Annotated in this window: 21 protein-coding genes and 2 pseudogenes; 6 read left to right on the forward strand and 17 right to left on the reverse strand. The window is 70.7% G+C overall.

Annotated elements, in window-relative coordinates; all coding sequences use genetic code 11:
* Positions 1–4 precede the first annotated feature (4 nt).
* The 10 genes from Aiant_RS04945 to arc all read right to left on the reverse strand — a co-directional run bounded on the left by Aiant_RS04945 (position 5) and on the right by arc (position 11461).
* A complete protein-coding gene (locus tag Aiant_RS04945; RefSeq protein ID WP_189331159.1) occupies positions 5–1435 on the reverse strand; it encodes a GGDEF domain-containing protein in 1431 nt (476 codons plus the stop codon).
* 79 nt (positions 1436–1514) lie between these two features.
* Positions 1515–2165 carry an O-methyltransferase gene (locus Aiant_RS04950; RefSeq protein ID WP_189331160.1) on the reverse strand — a complete coding sequence of 217 codons (651 nt, stop codon included), beginning with the start codon at positions 2163–2165 and terminating at the stop codon, positions 1515–1517.
* Positions 2166–2900: 735 nt separating this feature from the next.
* Positions 2901–3113: a hypothetical protein gene (locus Aiant_RS04955; RefSeq protein WP_189331161.1), complete on the reverse strand. Its 213-nt coding sequence runs from the start codon at positions 3111–3113 to the stop codon at positions 2901–2903.
* 27 nt (positions 3114–3140) lie between these two features.
* Positions 3141–4499 (reverse strand): Pup--protein ligase, encoded by a 1359-nt coding sequence (gene pafA / locus Aiant_RS04960; RefSeq protein WP_189331162.1) that lies wholly within the window; start codon positions 4497–4499, stop codon positions 3141–3143.
* A gap of 164 nt (positions 4500–4663) precedes the next feature.
* Positions 4664–5461 carry a proteasome subunit alpha gene (gene prcA / locus Aiant_RS04965; RefSeq protein ID WP_189331163.1) on the reverse strand — a complete coding sequence of 266 codons (798 nt, stop codon included), beginning with the start codon at positions 5459–5461 and terminating at the stop codon, positions 4664–4666.
* 32 nt (positions 5462–5493) lie between these two features.
* Entirely contained in the window at positions 5494–6336 is an 843-nt protein-coding gene (gene prcB, locus Aiant_RS04970; protein WP_189331164.1) for a proteasome subunit beta, read from the reverse strand.
* Positions 6337–6505: 169 nt separating this feature from the next.
* Positions 6506–6721: a ubiquitin-like protein Pup gene (locus Aiant_RS04975; protein WP_189331165.1), complete on the reverse strand. Its 216-nt coding sequence runs from the start codon at positions 6719–6721 to the stop codon at positions 6506–6508.
* A gap of 79 nt (positions 6722–6800) precedes the next feature.
* On the reverse strand, positions 6801–8318 hold the full coding sequence (gene dop, locus Aiant_RS04980) for a depupylase/deamidase Dop (protein WP_342358070.1): 1518 nt from the start codon (positions 8316–8318) through the stop codon (positions 6801–6803).
* A 47-nt stretch (positions 8319–8365) separates the two neighbouring features.
* Complete coding sequence (locus Aiant_RS04985) at positions 8366–9619, reverse strand: acyltransferase family protein (RefSeq protein ID WP_189331166.1); 1254 nt, start codon at positions 9617–9619, stop codon at positions 8366–8368.
* Between the two features lie 60 nt (positions 9620–9679).
* Complete coding sequence (gene arc / locus Aiant_RS04990) at positions 9680–11461, reverse strand: proteasome ATPase (RefSeq protein WP_189331167.1); 1782 nt, start codon at positions 11459–11461, stop codon at positions 9680–9682.
* A 173-nt stretch (positions 11462–11634) separates the two neighbouring features.
* On the opposite strand from arc, the gene Aiant_RS04995 reads away from it, so the two are divergent.
* Positions 11635–11922, forward strand: coding sequence for a ferredoxin (locus Aiant_RS04995; protein WP_189331168.1), 288 nt, complete (start codon positions 11635–11637; stop codon positions 11920–11922).
* On the opposite strand, the gene Aiant_RS05000 is transcribed toward Aiant_RS04995, so the two are convergent.
* The 3 genes from Aiant_RS05000 to Aiant_RS05010 form a co-directional block, all read right to left on the reverse strand.
* Complete coding sequence (locus Aiant_RS05000) at positions 11919–12509, reverse strand: hypothetical protein (protein WP_189331169.1); 591 nt, start codon at positions 12507–12509, stop codon at positions 11919–11921. The genes Aiant_RS04995 and Aiant_RS05000 overlap by 4 nt on opposite strands.
* Before the next feature lie 63 nt (positions 12510–12572).
* The gene (locus tag Aiant_RS05005; RefSeq protein WP_229830130.1) at positions 12573–13520 is read right to left on the reverse strand and encodes a tRNA (adenine-N1)-methyltransferase; all 948 of its coding nucleotides are present in this window, start codon (positions 13518–13520) and stop codon (positions 12573–12575) included.
* 17 nt (positions 13521–13537) lie between these two features.
* Positions 13538–14689: a site-2 protease family protein gene (locus tag Aiant_RS05010; RefSeq protein WP_189331170.1), complete on the reverse strand. Its 1152-nt coding sequence runs from the start codon at positions 14687–14689 to the stop codon at positions 13538–13540.
* Between the two features lie 115 nt (positions 14690–14804).
* Between Aiant_RS05010 and Aiant_RS45400 the strand changes: the two are divergent.
* From Aiant_RS45400 to Aiant_RS05020, 3 genes and pseudogenes are all read left to right on the forward strand, one after another.
* Positions 14805–15179: pseudogene (locus tag Aiant_RS45400) on the forward strand (RecB family exonuclease); the annotation flags it as partial.
* A 492-nt stretch (positions 15180–15671) separates the two neighbouring features.
* Positions 15672–16280 (forward strand): annotated as a pseudogene (locus Aiant_RS45405) (RecB family exonuclease); the annotation flags it as partial.
* Positions 16281–16372: 92 nt separating this feature from the next.
* Positions 16373–17068 (forward strand): LuxR C-terminal-related transcriptional regulator, encoded by a 696-nt coding sequence (locus tag Aiant_RS05020; protein WP_189331172.1) that lies wholly within the window; start codon positions 16373–16375, stop codon positions 17066–17068.
* Positions 17069–18497: 1429 nt separating this feature from the next.
* On the opposite strand, the gene Aiant_RS05025 is transcribed toward Aiant_RS05020, so the two are convergent.
* The 4 genes from Aiant_RS05025 to Aiant_RS05040 all read right to left on the reverse strand — a co-directional run bounded on the left by Aiant_RS05025 (position 18498) and on the right by Aiant_RS05040 (position 21408).
* Positions 18498–19313, reverse strand: a complete 816-nt coding sequence (locus Aiant_RS05025; RefSeq protein ID WP_189331173.1) for a DUF4097 family beta strand repeat-containing protein — start codon at positions 19311–19313, stop codon at positions 18498–18500.
* Between the two features lie 21 nt (positions 19314–19334).
* Positions 19335–19835, reverse strand: a complete 501-nt coding sequence (locus tag Aiant_RS05030) for a toxin-antitoxin system HicB family antitoxin (RefSeq protein WP_189331174.1) — start codon at positions 19833–19835, stop codon at positions 19335–19337.
* A gap of 141 nt (positions 19836–19976) precedes the next feature.
* Positions 19977–20609, reverse strand: a complete 633-nt coding sequence (locus Aiant_RS05035; RefSeq protein WP_189331175.1) for an HAD family hydrolase — start codon at positions 20607–20609, stop codon at positions 19977–19979.
* A gap of 97 nt (positions 20610–20706) precedes the next feature.
* Positions 20707–21408 carry a neutral zinc metallopeptidase gene (locus tag Aiant_RS05040; RefSeq protein ID WP_189331176.1) on the reverse strand — a complete coding sequence of 234 codons (702 nt, stop codon included), beginning with the start codon at positions 21406–21408 and terminating at the stop codon, positions 20707–20709.
* Between the two features lie 329 nt (positions 21409–21737).
* Here Aiant_RS05040 and Aiant_RS05045 point away from each other — a divergent pair, with 329 nt between their 5' ends.
* The gene (locus Aiant_RS05045; RefSeq protein WP_189331177.1) at positions 21738–22505 is read left to right on the forward strand and encodes an ABC transporter ATP-binding protein; all 768 of its coding nucleotides are present in this window, start codon (positions 21738–21740) and stop codon (positions 22503–22505) included.
* Positions 22505–25054: an ABC transporter permease gene (locus tag Aiant_RS05050; RefSeq protein ID WP_189331178.1), complete on the forward strand. Its 2550-nt coding sequence runs from the start codon at positions 22505–22507 to the stop codon at positions 25052–25054. The genes Aiant_RS05045 and Aiant_RS05050 overlap by 1 nt, the downstream gene beginning before the upstream one ends.
* Positions 25055–25066 lie beyond the last annotated feature (12 nt).

Raw genomic sequence — 25066 nt, forward strand, 5'->3', positions numbered from 1 at the left:
CGTCTCAGGCCGCGGCGGGCATCTCGATCCGGTTGCGGCCTCGATCCTTGGCCAGATAGAGCGCCCGGTCGGCCCTCTGCAGCAGCTCCTCCGACGTCTCCTCGCCGTCCCACACGGCCAGGCCCGCCGAGAACGTCTGGTCCTGGGGGGTGACCGCCAGCATCCGGCTCAGCGCCTCGTGCGCGCTCGCCGCGTCCGCGCCCGGCAGCAGCACCACGAACTCCTCGCCGCCGTAACGCGCGAGCAGGTCCACCGAGCGCAGCGTGCCGTGCCAGGCCGCGCTCGCCGCCTTCAGCAGGCGGTCCCCGGCCGGATGGCCGAACGTGTCGTTGAAGCGCTTGAAGTGGTCCAGGTCGATGATCGCGGCGGCGACCGGCAGGTGGTCGCGGCGGGCGCGTTCCAGGGCGCGGGGCACCTCGTCGTTCCAGGCTCGCCGGTTCGGCAGGCCGGTCAGCTCGTCCGAGCGGGCCAGCTCGCGGACCTGCCGGGCCTGCCGTTCCACGTCCCGCAGCAGCCCCGCCATCCGCGCCACGACCAGCAGGAACAGCACGGTCGAGCCGATCGCGATGCTGCCGCCGTTGACGACCTGCCCCTGGTGCACCTGGAGGGCGAGCAGGCCGGGCGCGATCAGCGAGGCGCCGGTCAGCAGCATCAGCAGGCCGGCGCCGAGCCGGGTGGTGCTCTCCTGCGCCGACTTGCCCAGTTTGTCGGCGGCCGGGTCGAGGGCGGCGACGGCGAACAGCGCGAAGGCGACCAGGAAGACCGACTCCAGGATCCGGACGAACCAGGGCGTCTCCTCCAGCGCCAGCCCGGGGGCGCCCAGGTTGTCGAGGATGACCCAGGAACTGTCGCCGAGCAGCAGCGTGCCGAGCGCGCCGGCCATCCACCAGAGTGCGCCGCCGCGGCTGCCGCCGCTGCGCAGCAGCCGGGTCATCATGGCCAGCAGCAGCAGGTCACCGATCGGGTAGGCGGCCTGGACGGCGTGCGCCAGCCTGTCCATGTGGCTGACCAGGTTGATCGGGTCGATGACGTAGACCCAGGCGAGCAGCCCGAAACCGGTGGTGATGGTGGCCGCGTCGACCATCGCGGTCCAGTTGGCCCAGCGGTCGCGGCGGCGAATCAGCAGGGCGATCCCGGCCGCGCAGGCCGGATAGAGGCCCAGGAAGAACGGGTCGGCCGGGGTCGGCAGGTCGACCAGGCCCCAGAGCAGCGCGCAGGTCTTGGCGACGCCGATGCCGGTGGCGTTGCTGAACACGCCGGCGGCGAGCAGGTACCACGGCAGCCAGTCGCCGCGCTCCTGGCGCCGGGCGCCGAGCACGATGGCGGCAGCGGCCAGCCAGCCGATGCCGACCTGCCAGCCGGCCAGCAGCCACTCGTCGCCCGGCAGGAACTGGTACGCCACGATCGCGACGGCCGCCACCGTGGCGAACGTCATCTGGGTCTGCCTTCGCCCGCTCGTCACCGACCCAGAAGAAGCCCTGCCGGTTGCAGCCGGGGTCCAAATCCGCTTTCGGTCAGTCGCGTTTTCGGACCAAGGTCACACCGTCCCGGACCGGGAGCATCACCGAGTCGACCCGCTCATCGCGCACGATGCGGTCGTTGAGCTCGGCCATCGTCCGGTCGGCCGGCTCGGTGGGGTGCAGCACCCGGCCGCCGCGGAGCACGTTGTCCAGGGCCAGCAGGCCGCCGGGGCGCAGCCGGGTGACCAGCTCCTCGTAGTACAGCGGGTAGCTGATCTTGTCGGCGTCGATGAACCCGAAGTCGATCACCGGGTCGGCCGGCAGCGCCCGGAGCGTCTCGACGGCCGGCGCGACCTTCAGCTCGATGCGGTCGGCGACACCGGCCTTCACCCAGTACTCCTGGGCGACCTTGGTCCACTCCGCGGAGACGTCGCAGCAGAGCAGCCGGCCACCGGGGCGCAGGCCGCGGGCGATGCAGATCGACGAGAAGCCGGTGAAGGTGCCGACCTCGACCGCGTTCGACACCCCGGTCAGCCGGACCAGCAGGGTGAGCAGGGCGCCCTCGTCCGGGGCGATCTGCATGTCGACATACTCCGGGGGCAGCGAGGCCGCGGTCTCGGCGGCCAGCTCACGCAGCACCGCGTCCGCCGGCGTGCAGTGCGCCAGCAGGTAATCGTTGACTCCCGGCCCAAGAATCTCGGTCATACCACCAAGCCTTCCGCAAACCCGGCACACCCGCAGCCCCTCGGCCGCCGGTCTCCACCGACCCACCCTGAGCAAACCCGAATCCCCGCCCGTCAAACCCGGACGCGCCCACCTTGCGGCCGCTCCCACGCACGATCCGCTGCCAACCCGGTCCGCTGCCCGGCTCGCGACCGCGGCCACGATCGATCCGCGCGCTTTCCGGTACGCCGGGCAGCCGCCCACCTCGCGAACGAGCCGCCGGCACCCGGTCCGCTGCCCCGCTCGCGACCGCGGCTACAGACGGTCGGCGAGATTTTCGGTACGCCGGGGAACCGCTGCGGTTTCCGGAACCATCCGCGGACAATGAAGGCATCCCACGTGCCAGGGATGTCAAGCGGCTTGACCCTTTTCCGCGCCTGCCCAGGGCGCTGGAGGCCAGCCGGGGGGTGTCCGGCTGGCCCTGGTGGCCCCATCCACGAACGACATAGGGCACTGGAGGCCAGCCGAGGAGTATCGGGCTGGCCCTGGTGGCCCCATGCGGGAGTGGGATAGGGCGCTGAGGACCAGCCAGGGGTTTGATCTCCGGAACCACCCGCGGACAATGAAGGGACGGCTGATCGTCCTGGACGCGCCAGCGGCCAGATCAGCCGTCCCGGCCCGCGCGGGAGCATGCGATCCGCACCCCAGCGGACGCGCGTAAAGAAAGAATTTGATCTTGATCTTTGACGGCATGCCGCGATCCGCGCGGAAACACGCCTATTTGGTGATGATCAGATAAATCCAGCCGCCCAGGAAGAGGGCGAGAAGTAGCGCCATCAGCCACGTCGGGACAAGCTGGCGGCCGGTGCGGGCCGCCTGGACGTCGCGGCGGATGCGCTCCCGGCGGCGGTCGGCGCGGCCTTTCGGCGCCTCGCCCTGCGGCCGCGGGCCGTGCGGATCGGCGGGCTGGCCGGGGTGTGACGATGTCATAGCCCGGCCAGCCTACTACCGGCTGTTTCACATGCTCGCGATGAGCCTCTCCACCCGCTCGTCGTAGGCGCGGAACGGGTCCTTGCACAGGACCGTGCGCTGCGCCTGGTCGTTGAGCTTGAGGTGCACCCAGTCGACGGTGAAGTCGCGCCGTTTCTCCTGGGCGTGCTTGATGAACTCGCCGCGCAGGCGGGCCCGGGTGGTCTGCGGCGGGGTCTCCTTGGCCTCGAAGATCTGCAGGTCGTTGGCGATCCGGTCGACCTGCTTGCGCTTCTCCATCAGCGCGTAGAGCCCGCGGCCACGGCGGACGTCGTGATAGGCCAGGTCGAGCTGGGCGATCCGCGGGTGCGACATCGGGATGTCGTGTTTCGCCTGGTAACGCTCGATCAGCTTGTACTTCGACACCCAGTCGATCTCGCGGGAGACCGGGTCGAGGTCGCCGCTCTCGATCGCGGCGAGGACCCGGCCCCAGAGCTCGACGACCCGCTTGGCGACCGGGTCGCCGCCGCGGCGCTCGACGAACTCGGTCGCCTTCGACAGATACTCCTGCTGGATCTCCAGGGCGGAGACCTCTTTGTTGTTCGCCAAGCGGATCTTGCGGCGTCCGGTGACGTCGTGGCTGACCTCGCGGATCGCCCGGATCGGGTTCTCCAGCGACAGGTCGCGCATCACCACGCCGGCCTCGATCATCCGCAGCACGATGTCCGCGCTGCCGACCTTGAGCAGGGTGGTGACCTCGTTCATGTTCGAGTCGCCGACGATGACGTGCAGGCGGCGATACCGCTCGGCGTCGGCGTGCGGCTCGTCGCGGGTGTTGATGATCGGGCGGCTGCGGGTGGTGGCGCTGGAGACGCCCTCCCAGATGTGCTCGGCACGCTGGGAGAGGCAGAAGACGGCGCCGCGCGGGGTCTGCAACACCTTGCCGGCGCCGCAGATCAGCTGCCGGGTGACCAGGAACGGGATCAGCACGTCAGCGAGGCGGCCGAACTCGCCGTGGCGGCTGACCAGGTAGTTCTCGTGGCAGCCGTAGGAGTTGCCGGCGGAATCGGTGTTGTTCTTGAAGAGGTAGATCTCCCCCGCGATGCCCTCGTCGTGCAGACGTTTCTCCGCGTCGACGAGCAGGCCCTCCAGAATCCGCTCGCCGGCCCGGTCGTGGGCGACCAGGTCGGTGACGGAGTCACATTCGGGGGTGGCGTACTCCGGGTGGGAACCGACATCGAGGTAGAGGCGGGCGCCGTTACGAAGGAAGACGTTGCTGCTGCGTCCCCACGACACCACTCGGCGGAACAGGTAGCGGGCCACCTCGTCCGGCGACAGCCGCCGCTGTCCCCGATAGGTGCACGTGACTCCGTACTCGGTCTCGAGGCCGAAAATTCGCCGTTCCATGACAAGACACTAGCCGCATCCGGGGCGCATTGGCAGCCACCACGGGGCCCTAGAAATCGGTTGATTCCGGGACTGGTGGCACGACGGACGACCGGCCGGGGCCAGCCGGTCGTTTCCTCGTCACGATGCCCGGACGCGGCCCCGCGGGCCGCGTCCGGACCCGATCACTTCTCGGTGTCCTCCGACGCCGCCGACTCGGTCGGTTTGGCGTCGGCCGGCGCGGGCGGGGCCGCGTCGGTCTCGCCCAGGTCCGCGTCCGGAACCGACTGGTGCCCGAGCAGCGTGGTCAGCGCCGCGTCGGCGATCCGCCGGAACGTCCGGCCGGACCGGCGCCGGTCCAGCACCGCGACCTCGAGCTGCTTGGCCTCGAGGGTGCGAGTCTGCCCGTTCTCCCCGCCGACGCTGCCCAGGGCCTCGGCGGCCAGGGCGAGCGCGGTGGGCAGGTCGGCGGCGACGTCGTGCCGCTCGCGCAGCACGGTGGCGATCGCCTCGGCCTGCCCGCCCATCGCCATGAAGCCGGGCTCGTCCAGGGCCGAGCCGTCGTACATGATCCGGTAGAGCTCGTCCTGCTCCGGGGTGGCGCCGACCTGCGCGATGCAGATCTCCACCTCGTAGGGCTTCTGCGTCTCCGAGAAGATCGCACCGAGCGTCTGGGTGTACGCGTTCGCCAGCGCCCGCCCGGTGACGTCCCGCCGGTCGTAGGTCAGGCCGGTCATGTCGGCCATCCGCACGCCGGCCCGGCGCAGGCTCTCGAACTCGTTGTACCGCCCGACCGCCGCGAACGCGATCTTGTCGTAGATCTCGCTGATCTTGCGGAGGGTGGTGATGTTCTCGGCGACCAGCAGGATGCCGCCCTCGTACGACAGCACCACGGCCGAGCGACCGCGGGCGATGCCCTTGCGGGCGTACTCCGAGCGGTCCCGCTGGACCTGCTCGGGCGATGCGTAGAACTGCATGGCCACGGGTGGCTACTCCTTTTCTCGCGCGGCGCGGATCAACCGCCCGGGTTCTCCATGCGTCCGGAGACGACCTGCTCGGCCACCGTGGTGATCTCAGCGTCGCTGAGCCGGGTGGTGCCGTTCGCCGTAGCGGTCATCACCACCGGGTAGATCTTGCGGGTGAGGTCGGGGCCACCGGTCGCGGTGTCGTCGTCCGCGGCGTCGTAGAGCGCCTCGACGGCCAGCCGGATCGCGTCCTGGGTGCTGACACCCTCGCGGTACTTCTTCTTCAGCGCGGCCTTGGCGAACAGCGAACCGGAGCCGATCGCCTCGTAACCGGTCTCCTCGTAGAGGCCACCGGCCACGTCGAAGCTGAAGATCCGCCCGGCGTGCACGCCCTCGGCCGGTGCCAGGTCGAAGCCGGCGAACAGCGGGACCACGGCCAGGCCCTGCATCGCCGCGCCCAGGTTGCCGCGCACCATGGCGGCCAGCCGGTTCGCCTTACCGTCGAGCGAGAGCATCGCGCCCTCGGTCTTCTCGTAGTGCTCCAGCTCGACCTGGAACAGCCGGATCAGCTCGATGCCGATCCCGGCGGTGCCGGCGATGCCGATCAGCGAGTAGGAGTCGGCGGGGTGCACCTTCTTGATGTCCCGGCTGGCGATGAGGTTGCCCATGGTCGCCCGGCGGTCACCGGCCATCACGACGCCCTCGGCGGTCGCGATCGCGACGATCGTGGTGCCGTGCGGGGCCACGTCACCTCCGTTCAGCCCGGGAGGCAGCGGCCGGCGGCCCGGCAGCAGCTCGGGGGCGGCCGCGCTCAGGAACTGCGTGAAGGAGGACGTCCCCGTGTTGAGAAAGATATCCGGTAGACGCCCGGATGGATCAAAACCCGTCGCCACGTGGTTCCTTTCAGATACGTGTTACGCACCGGCGCGGAAGGGCCGCCGCTGCGGTTGAAGCACCATATCCCGCACACCCATCCAGTGCGATGATCTTTGATTCTCGTGTCGCCGCCGTCTACGACAACCGGGCGCCCAGAACGGGCGCCCGGAAATCGGACAATTAGGACTACTGACCGCCTTTTTGGACGTATCCCCTCACGAATTCTTCGGCGTTCTCTTCGAGAACGGAGTCGATTTCGTCGAGCAGATCGTCCACGTCCTCGGTGATCTCCGCGTGCCGCTCGGCTACCTCGGGATTGGCCTCAACGGTGACGTCCTCGATCTCCTGGTCGCTGGAGCTGCGCCCGCTCTGCGACTGACCACCTGTGTCTCGGGTTGCCATGGATGTCCCCCTTCTCAGCCACCCGAAGTCCTGCAACATCGGGTACGAAAAACCTACCTCGCGCCTGTGACAAAACACATCACCGGCTTGTGATCACCTCGAGCAGATCCTTGGCACTCTCACAGGTGTCGAAGAGGGCCCCGACGTGCTTCTTCGTCCCGCGCTCCGGTTCCATCATCGGCACCCGCACGAGGGACTCCCGGCCGACGTCGAAGATCACCGAGTCCCAGCTGGCGGCGACCACTTCGGAGGCGTACTGCGCGAGGCAGCGGCCCCGGAAGTAGGCCCGGGTGTCCTCCGGCGGCTCGTACATGGCGCGCTGCGTCTCGTCCGGGTCGAGCAGGGTCTTCATCGACCCACGCGCCACCAGGCGGTGGTAAAGGCCCTTCTCCGGCCGGACGTCGGCGTACTGGAGGTCGACCAGCTGGAGCTTGGGCGAGGACCAGCCGAGGCTCTCCCGCTCCCGGTACCCCTCCAGCAGTCGCAGCTTGGCCACCCAGTCCAGGGTGTCGGAGCAGAGCATCGGGTCGCGCCCGAGCTTGTCGAGCACGTCCTCCCAGCGGTTGAGCACGTCGGTGGTCTGCTCGTCGACGTCGGTGCCGTACCGCTCGTCGACGAACGCCTTGGCCCGCTCGAAATACGCCCACTGCAGGTCGAGGGCGGTGAGCCGGCGGCCGTCGCGCAGCCGCATCAGGTGTTTGAGGGTGGGGTCGTGGCTGACCGCCTTGAGCTCGCTCACCGGGTCGGCGATGCCCAGTTCCCCGGTGAACACCTTTTCCTCGATCATGTTGAGGACGAGCGCGGTGGTGCCCATCTTCAGGTACGACGCGATCTCGGAGAGGTTCGCGTCGCCGATGATCACGTGGAGCCGGCGGTACTTGTCCGCGTCGGCGTGCGGCTCGTCCCGGGTGTTGATGATCGGCCGCTTGAGGGTGGTCTCCAGGCCGACCTCGACCTCGAAGAAGTCGGCGCGCGAGGAGATCTGGAACCCGGAGCCGCTGCCGTCCTGGCCGAGCCCGACCCGGCCGACCCCGCAGAAAATCTGCCGGGTGACGAAGAACGGGGTGAGGTGGGCGACGATGTCGGCGAACGCGGTCTGCCGGCGCATCAGGTAGTTCTCGTGCGAGCCGTACGACGCGCCCTTGTTGTCGGTGTTGTTCTTGTACAGCTGGATGCGGTGCGCGCCGGGGATGGTGGCGGCCCGCCGGGACGCCTCGGCCATCACCCGCTCACCGGCTTTGTCCCACTTGACCACGTCGAGGGGGTTGGTGCACTCGGGGGTGCTGTACTCCGGGTGCGCGTGGTCGACGTAGAGCCGGGCGCCGTTGGTCAGTATCACGTTGGCCAGGCCCAGGTCCTCGTCGGCCAGCGCCTCGGCCGGGTCGTAGGCCGCGCCGGAGTAGGTGAACCCGCGGGCGTCGCGCAGCGGGGACTCCTCCTCGTAGTCCCAGCGGGCCCGCTGTCCCCGGTTGAGTTCGGGCCGGGCGCCGTAGGCGTTGACCACCTGGGAGGACGTGACCATCGGGTTGGCGCCGGGCTGACCGGGCACTGAGATGCCGTACTCGACCTCGGTTCCCATAATCCGTCGAACGCTCATGCGACCACCCTGTCCGCCACGAAGCTACGCCTGCTCATGCATCGAGCCTAGACGCTCTCACGTTGCATACCGAAGCTGCCCGTACTCGGTGTGCCACCTTCCGTGGTCGCGGCGATCACCGGCGTGTCGGGGCCGAACCGCGCGTCGAGGCGGTCGGCCACTCGCCTGCCGAGCCGCTGTCCGGGACGTTCGACGAGGTGGTAGGCCATCCAGGCGACCGCGAGGGTGCCCGCGACGAAGGCCGGGCCGATCACCGGCGACCGTCCCGGCAGTAGTCGTGTGACCACGACGAGCACCGGCATGTGCAAGAGGTAGACCGAAAAGCTGACCACACCGAGCCAGGTGAGGAAGCTCGGCACGGCCCGGTGGCGCAGCAGGAAGGCGATCGCGAAGGTGCCGGCGACCGCTGCCGCGACGGTGCAGTCGCGCAGCGGGGCGTAACCGGTGAGCAGCGACTGGTTGACGCCGACGGCAACCAGGACCAGGATCAGCGCGGCCGCCGCGGCGCGCCGGTCGATCTGCCGGTGCTGGGCGCGGTGGACCACGGTCCCGGCGAACATCACCGCGATCATCAGGACGGCGCCGCTGGAACTTCCGGCGCTCGCCCACTTCGTGGGCTGCCCGTTGAGCAGCGGCAGCAGGATCATGGCCAGGCCCGCGACCCCGGCGATCCGTGCCCGGCCGCGCAAGTACAGGATCAAACTGCTTATGAGTACGACGGTGAGCACTCCCGCCGTCACCCGGGCGCCCGGGAACAGCCCGTCCGGCAGCCCACGCCCGCCCAGCAGGGCGATCAGCGCCAGTCCCCCGGCCCACCAGGCGCTGGCCCGGTGCCACCGCCAGGCGAACAACCCGGCGACGATCAGGTAGAAGGTCATCTCGTAGGAGAGCGTCCAGAACGGACGGACCACGCCGCGCAGCCCGAGCAGGTCCTGGAGCATGGTGGCGTGCCCGAGCACCGACGCCGCCGTGTCGGTGTACAGGGTGCGGTGCAGCCGCTGCCAGCCGGCCGCCGCGAGGGCCAGGCCGAGCACGATGGCCAGCAGGTACGCCGGGTAGATCCGGAAGACCCGGCCGATCCAGAACCGGCGCAGCGAGCCGTGCCGTTCCAGCGACATCGGGATGACGTATCCGCTGACCAGGAAGAAGAGCAGGACGCCGTACCGGCCGAAGTCGAAGTGCCGGTAGATCGCCATGTGCCGGTCCAGGCCGATCACCTGCGGGCTGAGGTGGAAGAGGGCGACCACCGCGGCGGCGTATCCGCGGAGCGCGTCGAGCCAGGTCAGACGGGATCGGATCACACCGGGTGCAACGAGCGCGAGGGTGACGGGGAAACCCCGCCACCCTCGTCTCAGATGCCCTTACAGGTACTGACCGGTGTTGGTCGCGGTCTCGATGGACCGGCCGGCCTCCGCGCCCTTGCCGCCGGAGACGAGCGTGCGGATGTAGACGATCCGCTCGCCCTTCTTGCCGGAGATCCGGGCCCAGTCGTCCGGGTTGGTGGTGTTCGGCAGGTCCTCGTTCTCCCGGAACTCGTCGACGCAGCTGTCCAGCAGGTGCTGGAGTCGCAGGCCCTTCGTCCCGGAGGTGAGGAACTCCTTGATCGCCATCTTCTTGCCGCGGTCGACGATGTTCTGGATCATCGCGCCGGAGTTGAAGTCCTTGAAGTACAGGACTTCCTTGTCACCGTTGGCGTAGGTGACCTCGAGGAAGCGGTTCTCCTCGGACTCCGTGTACATCCGCAGCACGACCGCCTCGATCATCGCGGCGACCGTGGCATCGCGGTTACCGCCGTGCTCGCCGAGGTCGTCCTCGGAGAGCGGCAGGTCGGAGAGGATGTACTTGGCGAAGATGTCCTTCGCCGCCTCGGCGTCCGGACGCTCGATCTTGATCTTCACATCGAGACGGCCGGGGCGCAGGATCGCCGGGTCGATCATGTCTTCCCGGTTCGACGCGCCGATGACGATCACGTTCTCCAGGCCCTCGACGCCGTCGATCTCGCTGAGCAGCTGGGGAACGATCGTGTTCTCCACGTCGGAGGAGACACCGGAACCGCGGGTCCGGAAGATCGAGTCCATCTCGTCGAAGAACACGATCACCGGGGTGCCCTCGCCGGCCTTCTCCCGGGCCCGCTGGAAGACCAGGCGGATGTGCCGCTCGGTCTCACCCACGTACTTGTTCAGCAGCTCCGGACCCTTGATGTTGAGGAAGTAGCTGGTGTGCTTCTCCTCGCCACGGCGCTCGGCGATCTTCTTGGCCAGCGAGTTGGCCACCGCCTTGGCGATCAGGGTCTTGCCACAGCCGGGCGGGCCGTAGAGCAGGATGCCCTTCGGCGGGCGCAGCTGGTGCTCCCGGAACAGGTCGGCGTGCAGGAACGGCAGCTCCACCGCGTCGCGGATCTGCTCGATCTGCGAGTGCAGGCCACCGATGTCGGTGTAGTCGACGTCGGGGACCTCCTCCAGGACGAGTTCCTCGACCTCGCTCTTCGGGATCCGCTCGTACGCGTACGCCGAACGGGGCTCGATCATGAGCGAGTCGCCGGCGCGCAACTTCGTGATCTCCAGCGAGTCGGCGAGGAACACGATGCGCTCCTCGTCGGCGTGGGAGACCACCAGGGCCCGGTCGCTGGGGCCGCCGGACGGGTTGTCCAGGACCTCCTTGAGCAGGACCACCTCGCCGGTGCGCTCGAAACCGAACGCGTCGACGACGTTGAGCGCGTCGTTCAGCAGGACCTCCTGGCCCCGCTGGAGCTCGTCCACCGCGAGCGACGGCGAGACCGCCACCCGCAGCTTGCGGCCTCCGGTGAACACGTCCACCGTGCCGTCCTCGTGTGCCGACAGGAAAACGCCATAGCCGCTGGGCGGCTGGGCGAGCCGGTCAATCTCTTCCTTGAGAGTGACGATCTGAGCTCGGGCTTCCTTCAGGGTCGCCACGAGCCGCTCGTTGTTCTCGGTCACTCGGGCCAGCTGCGCCTGCGTTGCCGCGAGCCGTTCCTCAAGCTGCCGGACGTGTCGGGGGCTCTCGGTCAACTTCCGCCGAACCAGAGCGAGTTCCTCTTGCAGGAACGCGACCTGGCTGGAGAGATCGTTGGCCTCTTTCTCCCATCGTGCGGCGCGGGAGTCCGCTTCGTCGCTACGTGCCACGTCCCACCTCCCCGGGGGCTCGAACGTCTTGAACCAACACTAGCTGTTGCGGAGCAGTTTTCATCCCATGCAACACCCTCGTCACTGAGTCTTGATCGATTGGTGCCGCCGCCGATGAGCCGGTCGGTCAGGGTTCGGGTACCGTCGGGCCCAACCAGTTGTGGGAGGTAGGAGTGTCAGCAGACACTGATGAGCTGCAGGTCTGGATCGATCAGGACTTGTGCACCGGTGACGGACTCTGCGTCCAATACGCTCCGGAAGTCTTCGAACTGGACATCGACGGCTTGGCATACGTCAAGGATGATTCGGGCGAGTTGCTCCAAAATCCGGGCATACGCACCTTCGTACCGAAAAATTTGGTCCTCGAAGTCATCGACTCCGCGAAGGAGTGCCCCGGCGACTGCATCCACGTCGTCCGCGCGGCGGACGACGTGGAAGTGGCCGGCCCGGAAGCCGCCTAGAGGGTCGGCCGGCCGACCAGCGACGCGACGACCCGGGAGAACTCCTCCAGACGGGCGATCTGCCCGGGTCCGCCGTCGTCGAGGGTCTTGCCGAACCGCAGGGCGTCGTGGCGCATCGGCGCCCGCCCCTCCTCCTCGGCCAGCCCGGGCGGCGGCACCGCGTCGTCGACCGAGCTGAGCAGCAGGTAGACGTCGATGCTGTCGACCCGGGCCTGCCCGGTGGAGGTCCGGGTGAGCCGCCGCCGGCAGCCCACCTCGGTGATCGTGGAGAGCGGCACCACCCGCAGCGACGAGGTCATCGAGCCGGCCGGGCCGTCGCCGGGCGCCACGTCCTCGCCGTGCCAGAGCACCAGGCGGCTGCCGTCGCAGACGACGACCTCCTGCCAGACGCCGTTCACCTCGTTGACGAAACGCTCCAGGGTGAAGCAGAGCACCGAGGCGCCGCGGAGCACGCCGAACAGCGCCTCCAGGGCCACCTCGGGGTCACGCAGGTAGGCGCGGGCCGCCGAGTCCAGGTCCGGGTAGGGCGACCAGTCCGGGAACACCGCCGGCATCTCGTTGCTGCCGCCGAACGGCGGAGAACTCATCGCGCCCACTCCTTGTCCTCCTATCGACGCCCTACCGGAAACTACCGGACTCGACGGGCTCGGTCACTCCCCGGTGGTGGCGTCCTGCTCCGCGTGCTGCGCGTGCAGCGCCTCCCGGGCGGCCTTGCGCGCCGCGTACGCCTCGGCGCCCTTGCTCGGCTTGCGCCGGCGCGGCGGCGCGGTCACGCCGGGCGCCAGCTTGCGCGACGACACCAGGAACGCGGTGTGCGCGATCATCCGGTGGTCCGGGCGGACCGCCAGGCCGTCGGCGTGCCAGTCGCGGATCAGCGACTCCCAGGCCCGCGGCTCGGTCCAGCCGCCCCGCTCGCGCAGCGCCTCGACCAGCTCGGACAGCTGCGGGGTGGTCGCCACGTAGCCGATGAACACGCCGCCCGGGATCAGCGACCGCTCGACCATGTCGAGTGCCTCCCACGGGGTCAGCATGTCCAGCACGATCCGGTCGAAACCACCGATCTCGTTGTCCGCGACGTCACCCTCGTGCAGGTGCCAGGCCGGGTGCGGGCCACCGAAGAACGCCTCCACGTTCTTGCGGGCGATCGCCGCGAAGTCCGGCCGCAGCTCGTAGCTGTGCACCTCGCCGGTCTCGCCGACGGCGCGCAGCAGCGAGCAGGTCAGCGCGCCGGAACCGGCGCCCGCCTCCAGCACCCGGGCGCCGGGGAACACGTCGCCCATCGCCACGATCTGCGCCGCGTCCTTCGGATAGATCACCTGCGCGCCGCGCGGCATGGAGAGCACGTAGTCGCTGAGCAGCGGGCGCAGTGCCAGGTACTGCGTGCCGCTGGTGGCGGTGATCACGCTGCCGTCCGGAAGGCCGATGAGCGCATCGTGCTCCAGCGCGCCGCGGTGGGTGTGGAACGCCTTGCCGGGCTCCAGAACGATCGTGTGCATCCGGCCCTTGGGGTCGGTCAGCTGCACCCGGTCACCCGGGCGGAACGGGCCCCGGTGGGCTGGCACTTGCTCGTCGGCGGCGGTGACGGGGGTCGTGGTCACGAACTCTCTCTCCGGTATCAGGTGCGTTGCGCCCGCCGCGGCTCGAGGACCGCCGCGACGTCGGCGACCCGCAGGACGCCTACGACATCCTCGCCTGCGGTCACCAGGTACTGCGCACCCGGGTGGGCCTGCAACGCCCGGACCACCTGCTCACCGGTGAGTCCCACCGGCAGGCTGGTCAGCGCGTCACGGGACCGGGAAACGCTCTCCACGCTCACCCAGGGCCGCCGGTCGACCGGCACGCGCTCGGCGGCGACCGGATCGACCAGAGCGGTGAGGCTACCCGCCGAGTCGGTGACGCCGAGCACCACGTCCGGTCGCGGGTCCTCGGCGCGGCGGCGCTGCGCCTCGCCGAGCGGCGTGCCGGACGGCACCGACAGCAGCGGGCGGGCCAGCGCACCCAGGTCGATCAGGGGGAACCGGCCGGTCATCCGCCCCAGCCGGATCGACTGGCCGGCACCGTGCCACAGGGTCATCGTGACCAGCAGCACGAACAGCATCCCGAACACGGTGAGCAGCCCGAACTGGAACAGCACCAGCACCGTCACGGCGGTCCCGAAGGCCAGCGCCCGCCCGGCGTAACCGGCGAGCACGGTCGCCCGGTTGCGGTCCTTGAGCATCGCCCACATGGCCGCGCGCAGCGCCCGGCCACCGTCCAGCGGCAGGCCGGGCAGCACGTTGAAGATCGCGACCAGCACGTTGCTGACCGCCAGCTGGAACGCGATCTGCCCGGGCACGGTGTCCTCCGGCAGGGCGAACGCGGCCGCGGTGGTCACCCCGCCGAGCACCAGCGAGACGGCCGGCCCGGCCAGCGAGACCAGGGCGTCGACCCGTGGGGTGGGCGCCTCGCGATCCATCTCGGTCCAGCCGCTGAGCAACTCGAGAGTGATCCGGCGCACGCCGATCCCGTGGTGCCGGGCGGTCAGCGCGTGCCCGAGCTCGTGCAGCAGCACCGAGCCGAGCAGGCAGATCACGAAACCGAGGCCGACCAGGTAGGCCCATGGCTGCTCGAGACCCAGCTCGGCCCGGGCATAGTTGCCGTAGACCACGGTGACCAGGATCGCCAGCAGCAACATCGAGGCGTTCGCATGCACCGGGATGCCCAGCACCTGCCCCACCGGCCGGCCACCAGCCGGTGCCGGCGGATTGCGGGTCGCGCTCTCCTCCATGCGCTTGATGCTACGGACCAACCCGATTCCTTGCGGATCACCGGCCGCCCGCGTGATCCACACGGCAGGCGGTGTCGTGCGGATTTCGTCGTACCTCTGCCCTAGCCTGGCTGGCATGACGGCACAGACGGTGTTCCCGCCCCCGCAGCCCCGCCCTGGCGGTCCGGCCTCCCCCGCGACGTCCGCCGGCCGTCCGGGCCTGGCCGACCGGCCGTCCGGTCCGTCACTGTCCCCGTCGCGCGCGGCCGACTTCAAGACCTGTCCGCTGCTGTTCCGCTTCCGCACCATCGACAAGCTGCCCGAGCAGCCCTCCGCCGACCAGGTCCGCGGCACCCTGGTGCACGCCGTGCTGGAGCGCCTGTTCGACCTGCCCGCCGCCGAGCGCACTCCGGAGGCCGCGGCCGCCCTGGTCACCCCGGAGTGGGAGCGCCTGGTCAGCCACGAGCCGGCCCTGGCCTCCCTGTTCGCCGCCGACCCCGGACCGCGCTCCCCCACGCCCGCCGCTTCCGGTCCGCTTTCCCCAGGGCCAGCCATTTTCGGTACGCCCTCAGCGCCGCCCGCCACACCCGGCGTCGCCACCCCGGCCCCTTCCGACGCCGCGCCCATCTCGCCGGAGTCCACGCCGTCCGCCTCCAGCCCGGCCCCTTCCGGCACCGCCTCCGACGCCCCCACCCCCGCACTCGCCTCGCCGGAGTCCACGCCGTCCGCCTCCGGCCCGGCCCCTTCCGACACCGCGACCGGCGCCCCCGCACTCGCCTCGCCGGAGTCCACGTCGTCCGCCTCCGGCCCGGCACTCTCCGACGCCGCGCCCGCGGCCGCGGTCCCCTCCGGCACCACGACCGCTGGCCCGGCACCCGCAACCGGGGCCTCCTCCGGCGCGGCCGGTGTGGGACACGCCACTGACGCTGTCCGGGATCCGGCGGCGGTGGCCGCGGAGGCCGACGCGATGGGCCAGATCGCCCTGATCGACGCCCCGGCCGGCGCCGCCGAGGCCGCCCGGCTGGCCGCCTTCCTGGGCAGCGCCCGCGACCTGCTCGGTGGTTACTTCGCGGTCGAGGACCCGCAGCGCCTGGAGCCCGCCGAGCGGGAGACCCTGATCTCCACGATGATCGACGACGAGCTGCTGATCCGCGGCTACATCGACCGTCTCGACGTCTCCCCGGCCGGCGACCTGCGCGTCGTCGACTACAAGACCGGCGGCGCCCCGCGCGAGGCCTTCGAGGGCCGCGCCCTGTTCCAGCTGAAGTTCTACGCCCTGGTCCTCTGGCGCACCCGCGGCGTCGTCCCCCGCGTCCTGCGCCTGCTCTATCTGAAAGACGCCGAGGTCCTCGACTACAGCCCGGAGGCCGCCGAGCTGGAGCGCTTCGAGCGCACCCTGGTCGCCCTCTCCCAGGCCGTCGAGCGAGCCAAGCGCGACCGCGAGTTCCGCCCGAAGCCGAGCCGCCTCTGCGGCTGGTGCAACCACCAGGCCCTCTGCCCCGAGTTCGGCGGCACCCCACCCCCGTTCCCGGAGTCCCCGGCCGCCGGCCTGCCCGCCGACTCCGAGCCCGACCGCCTGGCCACCACCCACCAGGACGACCTCGTTGCCTGACCACCCCTCCAGTCCGACGCCCACCTGGCCGCCACCGGGCCGGTCCATCCGGCACATCGGCCCGCCTCCCGGACACGCCCGCGGCGAGGGCGGTGCCTGACGTGGTGAAACCGATCCGGTTGCTGCTCGCCGACGCCTCGGCCCTGCAACGATCCGGGCTGCGCGCGGTCCTCGCCGAGGCGGGCACCCACGGCGGTCCCGAGCTCGTCGTCGCGGGCGAGACCGGCGACGGCGCCGAAGCCGTCGCGCTGGCCCGGCGCCTGCTGCCGGATGTGCTGGTCACCGACGCGGCCCTGCCCAGGATGGACGGCGCCGCGGTGGCCCGCGCGGTCGTCGCGGCACGGTTGCCGGTCCGGGTGCTGATCCTCACCGCGCACGACAGCGACGAGCAGCTGGTCGCGACGATCGGCGCGGGCGCCACCGGCTACCTGTGCAAGGACGCCCCCCAGGAGGAACTCTTCACCGCGATCCGAGCCGTCGCCGCCGGCGGCGCCGTGATCACCCCGCGGGTGCTGGCCCGGGTGCTCCCCCGCTTCGCCGCCGCACTGCCCGCCTCGGACAGCAGACCGGTCCCCACCGACCTGCGCGCCCTGACCGGCCGCGAACGCGAGGTGCTGATCCACGTGGCCCGCGGCCACACCAACGCCGAGATCGCCGAGGCCCTCCAGGTCAGCGAGACCACGGTCAAAACCCACGTCGGCCACATGCTCGCCAAGCTCCGCCTCCGCGACCGCACCCAGGCGGTTGTCCTCGCCTACGAGATCGGCCTGGTCAAACCCGGCACCTGACCACCCCACCGCGCCCCACAACCGACGCGACAGCCCTGACCCATTCCCCACCCGAACCGACGACCGTCCCCACCTGCGAGAACGGCCAGGTCAACCGCACCTGACCACCCCACCACGCCCCACAGCCGACCCGACAACCCTGACCCATTCCCCACCCGAACCGACGACCGTCCCCACCTGCGAGAACGGCCAGGTCAACCGCACCTGACCACCCCACCACGCCCCACAGCCGACCCGACAACCCTGACCCATTCCCCACCCGAACCGACGACCGTCCCCACCTGCGAGAACGGCCAGGTCAACCGCACCTGACCACCCCACCACGCCCCACAGCCGACCCGACAACCCTGACCCATTCCCCACCCGAACCGGCGACTGTCCCCACCAACAACGGCCGGTCGACCGCACCTGACCACCCCACCACGCCCCACAACCCGGACCCATTCCGCATCCGAACCCCGGCGCAAGCCAACCCGCCGGCCGGGCCCGGCCCCTCCCCGGATAGGCCCACCGTCAACGGCAACATCACGGCCACCGCCGGCCGCCTGGCCGCCTCACAAGCTGCGGTGTGGTCGCCCGGCGGGTCACCGCTACCGACCAAGGCATCACGCCATGGGGTGTCGTTGGCCGCTGGTCAGAGCGTGAACGGCAGTGACAGCAATGGCTTCGCGAGGCCCTTGCCGGCGACAGACCCGACGAGAAGGCTCCGGCACCGACCCGGACACCACGCCGCTGGACGCCATGGGCCTGCTGGCCAAAGGCGTGAACGGCGATGAAGAAATAACGGCGGGGTCGCACACCGGCGACAGACCCGACCAGGCGCCCCCAGCAGCACCGGAACCCACCCCGGACCCCACCAACGGCCCCCACCGACCCACTGGTCACAGCCGCGAACGGCAATAAACGAAACGACGGCCAGGTCACACACCGGCGACAAGCCCAACCCGGCGCCCCCAGCAGCACCGGAACCCACCCCGGACCCCACCAACGGCCCCCACCGACCCACTGGTCACAGCCGCGAACGGCAATAAAGGGAACGGCGGCCAGGTCACACACCGGCGACAGACCCGACCAGGCGGCCCCCAGCATCACCGGAGTTCAGACGGACCCCACGGCCGCCACCGACCCGCTGGTCAAGGGCGTGAACGGCGGTGACGGAAATGGCCCAGCGACAGGTAGGACGAGGCGGCTCCGGTTGGGATTCGCGCGCCGGCGGGTGGGACGGGCAACAGCGTCCAGCACCAGCCGGCCACGCGGCTGGTGCTGGACGCTGTTGGTCAGGTTGGGCGGCCGCCGTCCGCCGGGACGCGCGGCGGCGGGCGGGCCGGGAACCGCCGGGGCGTACCCGGCAGCGGGAACGCGGGTGCGGCGCAGGGCAGGAACGGGCGCGAGAGGCTGGGCAACAGGTGACGAGCGGCCAGAACGGACATCAGGCGGCGATCCGGTCGGTGGCGCGGTGGATGCGGATGTCACCGCTGGCCGTGCGGACCCGCAGATCGAGGCCGGGACCCGTCGACGGCGGCGCCTCCGCGCCGTGCGAGGCCAGATCCGTGACGCTGTGCCCGCCGACGCTGTTCAGGTCGAGCCAGACGCCGGTGCCCGGGGCGACGCCGACCGTGACGTCACCGGAGGCCGTACGGATGCGGGCCTTGCCCTGCGACAGCAAACCGACCGTGACCCGTCCGCTGGCCGTGCCCGCGTTCAGCGAACCGCCCCCGCTGCCGACCTCGATGTCCCCACTTGCCGTGCTCACCGTGACGTCACCCGTGACGTCACCGACGTTGATCCGGCCGGACGCCGTCTTCAGCGACGCCGAGCCGCCCACCCGGCCGACCGACAGGTCGCCGCTGGCGCCGGTCATCCGCACGTTGCCGGCGAGCTCGGCGATGTGAGCGTCGGCGGAGGCCAGCCGCAGGCTGACATCCCGGTAGCTGCCGGTGGCCCGCACGTCGGCCGCGGCGCTCTCCCCGGTCAGCGTGCTGCCGGCCGGAACCTGGATGCTGATCCGCAGGGCCGGGGTGCGGCGCCACCGCCAGCGCTCCGCGTGCGGGACGGTGACCGACAGGGTGTCGCCGTCCAGGACGACCCGGGTGTTCTCGGCGGCCTGCTGGGATGCCGGGCTGTCGGTGAACGGCACGACCTCGACCCGGACGGTCTCGTGGTCTCCCGCGTCGATCTCCACGCTGCCGGCCATGGCTCGCAACGCGACGGTGACGGGCTGGAGATGATCGAACTCATACATCATGAGATTTCTCCTCAGAACGGATCAGGCTTGGAAGTAGCCGGTGACGCGCTTCGCAGACATCGCTCCGCCGAACGCGGGCGGTGGCGCACTCCCCGGCCGCTGATTGACCGCTGTCGAGACCGCCCGCACCAGCCAGGCGTTGACCGAGACGCCCTCCGCCGCGGCGGTCTGCTCGACCTGCGTCTTGAGGGCCTCCGGCATCCGCAGCGTCAGCCGGGCCAGGTCTCCCCCGTCGACCGGCGCGACCGGCGGCGGGACGGCCACCGACGGCTCCGCGGCGGCGAGCTGGGTCACCACCAGGTCGGCTTCCCGGCCTCGCAGGCGCACTTCCACGGTGGCGTCGGTGAGCCGGGTGGTGATCTCCGCGGCGGCGTCGGAGAGCGCTTCGAGCAGCGCCAGCCGCGCGGACGGTTCCAGTGAGTTGCTCAAGAGCTCCGCGGCGCGGGCGGTGTCCGGGCCGCCCGGCGCGGCCACGGCCGCGAGGTCGGAGCGCAACCCTTCGAGGTACGGCGTCAGGTCCATGACTCCATCATGACGTCACCAATGACGTCACGCAAGCCCCTCCTGATGTCACGTAACCGTCATCGAGCGTCAGCGCAGTAGAGGCGCAGCCAAAAGGGCGCACCCACGGGCGCGCCCTTCGTCGTACCGAAATCGGGGTTGTCAGCGCAAAGCGGCCAGAAACTCCAGGTCCACCCCGGACAGCGACGATCTGAGGTGGATGCCGTCAGTTGACGGCAGAGTGACGTCAGAGGGCACCGCGAGGACCGTCGCGCCGGCCGCCACCGCGCTCGCCACGCCGCTCGGCGAGTCCTCGATCGCGACACAGGCGCCGATCGGCACGCCGAGCAGGCCGGCCGCGGTCAGGTAGGGCTCGGGGTCCGGTTTCGGCCGGGCCACCTCGTCACCGCAGATCAGCACGTCGAAGTTCTCCGCGCCGAGGGTCTTGAGCGCGACCTCGGCGAGCCGCCGCTCGGTCGAGGTGACCAGCGCCGTGGGCACGCCGGCGGCGCGCACCTCGTGCAGCAGCTCCCGTGCGCCCGGCCGCCAGTCCAGGCCGTCGGCGAACAGCTCGGCGACCCGGTCGGTGAGCCAGGCGACGTCAGACCGGTAGGGCCGGTCCGGCTGGCCCATGTCCTCGCGGAAGATCGCCATGCTGACCGGCATGCTGGTGCCGACCATGGCCAGACGGGCCCGGGTGGACAGCTGCCCGCCGGCGCGGATCGCGAGGTCCTCGAGCGCGGTGCCCCAGAGTTTCTCGCTGTCGACCAGCGTTCCGTCCATGTCAAAAAGCACCGCGGCGGGTGGTGTCGCGCTCAGCAGAATCTCCCCGTTTCACAGTCGGCGAGCGCCCATTCTGCGTCGCCGCCGTGCCCCGGGCCGACCCGATGTCTCACAGGTCACAGGACTTCAGCCCGTCCCGGTATCCGTTGGCGAACGCGTTGATCCGCATCTCCGGCGAGCCGTGCGATCCCTCGGCGAACCACGGCTGCCCCGGCGCGTCACCGACCGATTTCAGGCCCTCGGCCAGCTCGTCGGTGTCACCCTTGTCCAGCCGCAGCTGGCCGGCGCGCGCCTGGTCGCCGATGAAGGCCCCGGCCATGCAGTCGGCCTGGAGCTCCTGCTGGATGGTGAACTCCTTCTGGATGCCGAGCCGCGCCTGGATGCCGTGCGCGTACTCGTGGCCGAGCAGGTAGTACAGGAACGCGTCGCCGATCTGCTGGAACACCCCGAAGGCCCAGTTCACGTCGTAGGCGATGAAGTCGCCGCGGGAGCAGTAGGCGGCGTTGTTCAACGGCAGCGGGTCGCCGCCGCAGGACGCCTCGCCCTCCTCCTCGTACGGAATCAGCTCGCGGACCGGCTCGAACTGGTTGCCGGACCGCTTGAACACCCGCGACCAGTACTGCTCGGCGACCTGCTGGGCGGCCTTGATGTCGGAGGCGAACTCCTCGGGCGTGTCGGTGCCCTCCAGCTCGCTGGACCCGGTGGCGCGCGGGGTGGCCCGGGTGGTCACCGGATCGTCGTCGGCCGGAGGCAGTGCCCCACAGCCCACGAGCAGCAGCAACACCAGGACAGAGGCGATCCGAGCGGACATGCGTCCTCCTGCGAGCCGGGTACTCCACCGTAGACGCAGGTGCCCAGCGACCGCCGTCACCAAAACGTCACGACGTCCGCCGATCCGGGGCCGGCCGCCGTACCGGAAATCGCCCGGACCGCGAGCCGGAGCGGACCGCGAGCCGATCGCGGACATCGCTATCACTCAGGGGCAACCCTGACTCCGCCTAAGTGGGCTCCCCCAGCGAAATCTCAGCGTCGGGCTACTCCACACGGCGGACGCCCGGCGGCGGATCCGCCGAGAGACTGAGCGGGCCGGCCGGGGCAACCGTGCCCCGGCCGGACCAAGACTGCAGGGGGAGAACGACGGTGACTGCGACGAATGCCGGCGGGCCGGTGGCGGCGCGCGCGGACGAGATCTGGAAGGTCTACGGCAGCGGCGAGGCGCGGGTGACCGCGCTGGCCGGGGTGACCGCCGAGTTCGGCCGGGGCCGGTTCACGGCGATCATGGGGCCGTCCGGCAGCGGCAAGTCGACGCTCATGCACTGCCTGGCCGGGCTGGACACGGTGGACAAGGGCACCGTGCACGTCGGCGGCACCGAGATCAGCAAGCTCGGCGACAAGGCCCTGACCCGGCTGCGCCGCGACCGGATCGGCTTCATCTTCCAGCAGTTCAACCTGCTGCCGACGCTGAGCGCCGCGGAGAACATCAGGCTGCCGCTGGACATCGCCGGCCGCAAGGCCGACCCGCAGTGGTGGGACACCGTGATCGACACGGTGGGCCTGCGGGACCGGCTCGGGCACCGGCCCAGCCAGCTCTCCGGCGGCCAGCAGCAGCGGGTGGCCTGCGCCCGGGCGCTGATGGGCCGCCCCGACGTGATCTTCGCGGACGAGCCGACCGGCAACCTGGACTCGCGCTCCGGCGCCGAGGTGCTGAACTTCCTGCGCTCCTCGGTCCGCGAGCACGGCCAGACGATCGTGATGGTCACCCACGACCCGGTCGCCGCCAGCTACGCCGACCGGGTGGTCTTCCTGGCCGACGGAAGCATCGTCGACGAGTTGCTCGAGCCGACCGCCGAGACCGTGCTGGATACCATGAAGCGCCTGGACAAGCACGGCGACCCGGTGATGCTCTGATGCTGCGCGCCACGCTGAAAAGCCTGCTCGCCCGCAAGCTACGGCTGATCCTCTCCGGACTGGCCGTGGTGCTGGGCGTGATGTTCGTGTCCGGGTCCTTCGTGGTCACCGACACGCTCAACCGCACCTTCGACTCCATCTTCGCGGACGCCTTCGCGGCGACCGACGTGTCGGTCAGCGCGAAGCCCAAGGTCGAGGTCAGCGAGATGGACGGCGAGGAGGTCGCAGCGCCGTTCCCGGCCGCGACCGTCGACAAGATCAAAACCATTTCCGGGGTACGGTCGGCCACCGGCCGGGTCGACGCCGACGGCGCCCGGGTGATCGGCAGCGACGGCAAGGTGCTCACCTCGCAGGGTCCGCCCCGGCTCGGTGGCAACTGGACCGGCGCCGACAACCTGATGGAGCTGCGCGAGGGTCGCGGCCCGACGGCCGACAACGAGATCGCGGTCAACGCGAACACCGCCAAGCTGGCCGGCTACCACGTCGGCGACCAGGTGCCGGTGCTCACCCTGGCGCCGAAGAAGGTCTTCACCCTGGTCGGCATCTGGGGCTACACCGGCAACCGGGACAGCATCGGCGGCGTCCAGGAGGTCGCCTTCACCACGCCGGTGGCGCAGAAGCTGATGCTCAACGCGCCCGGTTCCTACTCGTCGGTCGTGGTGCAGGCCGCCGACGGGCTCAGCCCCGAGGTGCTGCGCGACCGGGTGGCCGCCGCGCTGGGGTCCGATTACGTGGTCAAGACCGGCAAGCAGCTCGCCGACGAGAGCTCGTCGAGCATCAAGGAGGGGTTGAGCTTCTTCAACCAGATCCTGCTCGGCTTCGCCGGGGTGGCGCTGTTCGTCGGCATCTTCCTGATCCTCAACACGTTCTCGATCATCGTGGCCCAGCGGACCAAGGAACTGGCCCTGCTGCGCGCGATGGGCGCCAGCCGCCGCCAGGTGATCGGCTCGGTGCTCATCGAGGCGGTCGCGATCGGCTTCGTCGCGGCGGTGCTCGGCCTGGCCGCCGGGATCGGCGCGGGCGCCGGGCTGGCCGCGCTGTTCGGCTCCTTCGCCGGCAACATGGACCTGGCCCCGATCGGCGTCCCGCCGGCCGCCGTCATCAGCGCGTTCGTGGTGGGCCTGGTGGTCACCGTGGTGGCCGCGGTGCTGCCCGCGCTGCGCGCCTCGCGGATCGCGCCGATCGCCGCCATGCAGGAGGTGAGCATCCCGGACCGGCCGCTCACCAAGCTCAGCGTGGCCGGTGGCGTGGTGCTCGCGGCCGGCGCGGCCGCCCTGGGTGTCGGGCTGTTCGCCGACGCCGGGGACGCGACGCTCTGGCTGATCCTCGGCGGCGTGCTGGTCTCGTTCATCGGCGTCGCCCTGCTCACCCCGCTGATCAGCAAGCCGGTGATCGGGCTGCTGGGCCGGCTCTTCGCCTGGTCGCTGCCGGGCCGGCTGGGCCGGCTCAACTCGGGCCGCAACCCGCGCCGCACGGCGATCACCGCGGCCGCCCTGATGATCGGGATCGCGCTGGTCACCGGCGTGACCGTGATCATGGACTCGGCCAAGAGCAGCCTCAAGGCGCAGGCCGCGACGATCCTCAAGGCGGAGATCATGATCGCCGGGGATCAGAACGGGCCGCGGCCGCCGACGTACGACCCGGCGGTGATCGCCAAGACCAAGGCCATTCCCGGGGTGCGGGCGGCGTCCGGTCTCTACCAGGACCTGGTGCTGGCCGACGGCAAGCGGGAGTACGCCAGCGCGACCGACGACTTCCACGCTCTGACCGAGGCGTACCGGACGACCGGCGCGGCCGCGGCGCTGACCACGCTCGGCCCGGACCAGATCGCGGTCGGGCAGCCCAACGCCGACGAGCACGGCTGGACGGCCGGCTCCAAGGTGACGATCCAGGCCTCGCGCGGGCAGCCGCACACCTACACGGTCGCGGCGGTCTACCCGGATGACGCGCTGCCCGGCAACCTGTTCCTGCCGAAGGAGGCGATCAAGGACTTCGGCATCCCGCAGCCCGCGTTCGGCTTCGTCCGGCTCGACGACGGGGTCGCCGTCTCGGCCGTGCTGCCGCAGGTCAAGGCACTGCTGGCGGACAGTCCCGAGGTGGCCGCGACCGACACCGCGACCTTCGTGGACCAGCAGGCCGCGCAGTTCGACCAGATCATCACGATGATCCAGATCCTGCTCGGGCTGGCCATCCTGATCGCGGTCCTCGGCGTGGTCAACACCCTGGCCCTGTCGGTCCTGGAACGCACCCGCGAGCTGGGCCTGCTGCGCGCGGTCGGACTCGGCCGGGCGCAGACCATGCGGATGATCACCGTGGAAGCGGTGGTGATCTCGGTGTTCGGCGCGCTGCTCGGTGTCGCGGTCGGCGCCGGCATGGGCGCCGCGGTCACCCGGGCGCTCAAGGACGACGGGATCACCCAGATCGTGCTGCCCTGGGACCGGATGGCCACGTACCTGCTCCTGGCCGCCCTGGTCGGCGTGATCGCGGCCGTGGTCCCGGCGATCCGGGCCGCCCGGCTCAACGTCCTGGGCGCGATCGCCCACGACTGATGCGGTGGGGGT

The organism is Actinoplanes ianthinogenes (assembly GCF_018324205.1).
Lineage (GTDB): Bacteria > Actinomycetota > Actinomycetes > Mycobacteriales > Micromonosporaceae > Actinoplanes > Actinoplanes ianthinogenes.

What these genes read in the sequence shown, in the direction of transcription:
- Aiant_RS05025 (WP_189331173.1), bottom strand. Translation starts at nt 19,313, where the DNA reads ATGATGTATGAGTTCGATCATCTCCAGCCCGTCACCGTCGCGTTGCGA.
- Aiant_RS05050 (WP_189331178.1), top strand. Translation starts at nt 22,505, where the DNA reads ATGCTGCGCGCCACGCTGAAAAGCCTGCTCGCCCGCAAGCTACGGCTG.
- Aiant_RS05030 (WP_189331174.1), bottom strand. Translation starts at nt 19,835, where the DNA reads ATGGACCTGACGCCGTACCTCGAAGGGTTGCGCTCCGACCTCGCGGCC.
- Aiant_RS05010 (WP_189331170.1), bottom strand. Translation starts at nt 14,689, where the DNA reads ATGGAGGAGAGCGCGACCCGCAATCCGCCGGCACCGGCTGGTGGCCGG.
- Aiant_RS04950 (WP_189331160.1), bottom strand. Translation starts at nt 2,165, where the DNA reads ATGACCGAGATTCTTGGGCCGGGAGTCAACGATTACCTGCTGGCGCAC.
- Aiant_RS04975 (WP_189331165.1), bottom strand. Translation starts at nt 6,721, where the DNA reads ATGGCAACCCGAGACACAGGTGGTCAGTCGCAGAGCGGGCGCAGCTCC.
- Aiant_RS04945 (WP_189331159.1), bottom strand. Translation starts at nt 1,435, where the DNA reads ATGACGTTCGCCACGGTGGCGGCCGTCGCGATCGTGGCGTACCAGTTC.
- Aiant_RS05000 (WP_189331169.1), bottom strand. Translation starts at nt 12,509, where the DNA reads ATGAGTTCTCCGCCGTTCGGCGGCAGCAACGAGATGCCGGCGGTGTTC.
- pafA (WP_189331162.1), bottom strand. Translation starts at nt 4,499, where the DNA reads ATGGAACGGCGAATTTTCGGCCTCGAGACCGAGTACGGAGTCACGTGC.
- Aiant_RS05040 (WP_189331176.1), bottom strand. Translation starts at nt 21,408, where the DNA reads ATGTCCGCTCGGATCGCCTCTGTCCTGGTGTTGCTGCTGCTCGTGGGC.
- Aiant_RS04955 (WP_189331161.1), bottom strand. Translation starts at nt 3,113, where the DNA reads ATGACATCGTCACACCCCGGCCAGCCCGCCGATCCGCACGGCCCGCGG.
- dop (WP_342358070.1), bottom strand. Translation starts at nt 8,318, where the DNA reads ATGAGCGTTCGACGGATTATGGGAACCGAGGTCGAGTACGGCATCTCA.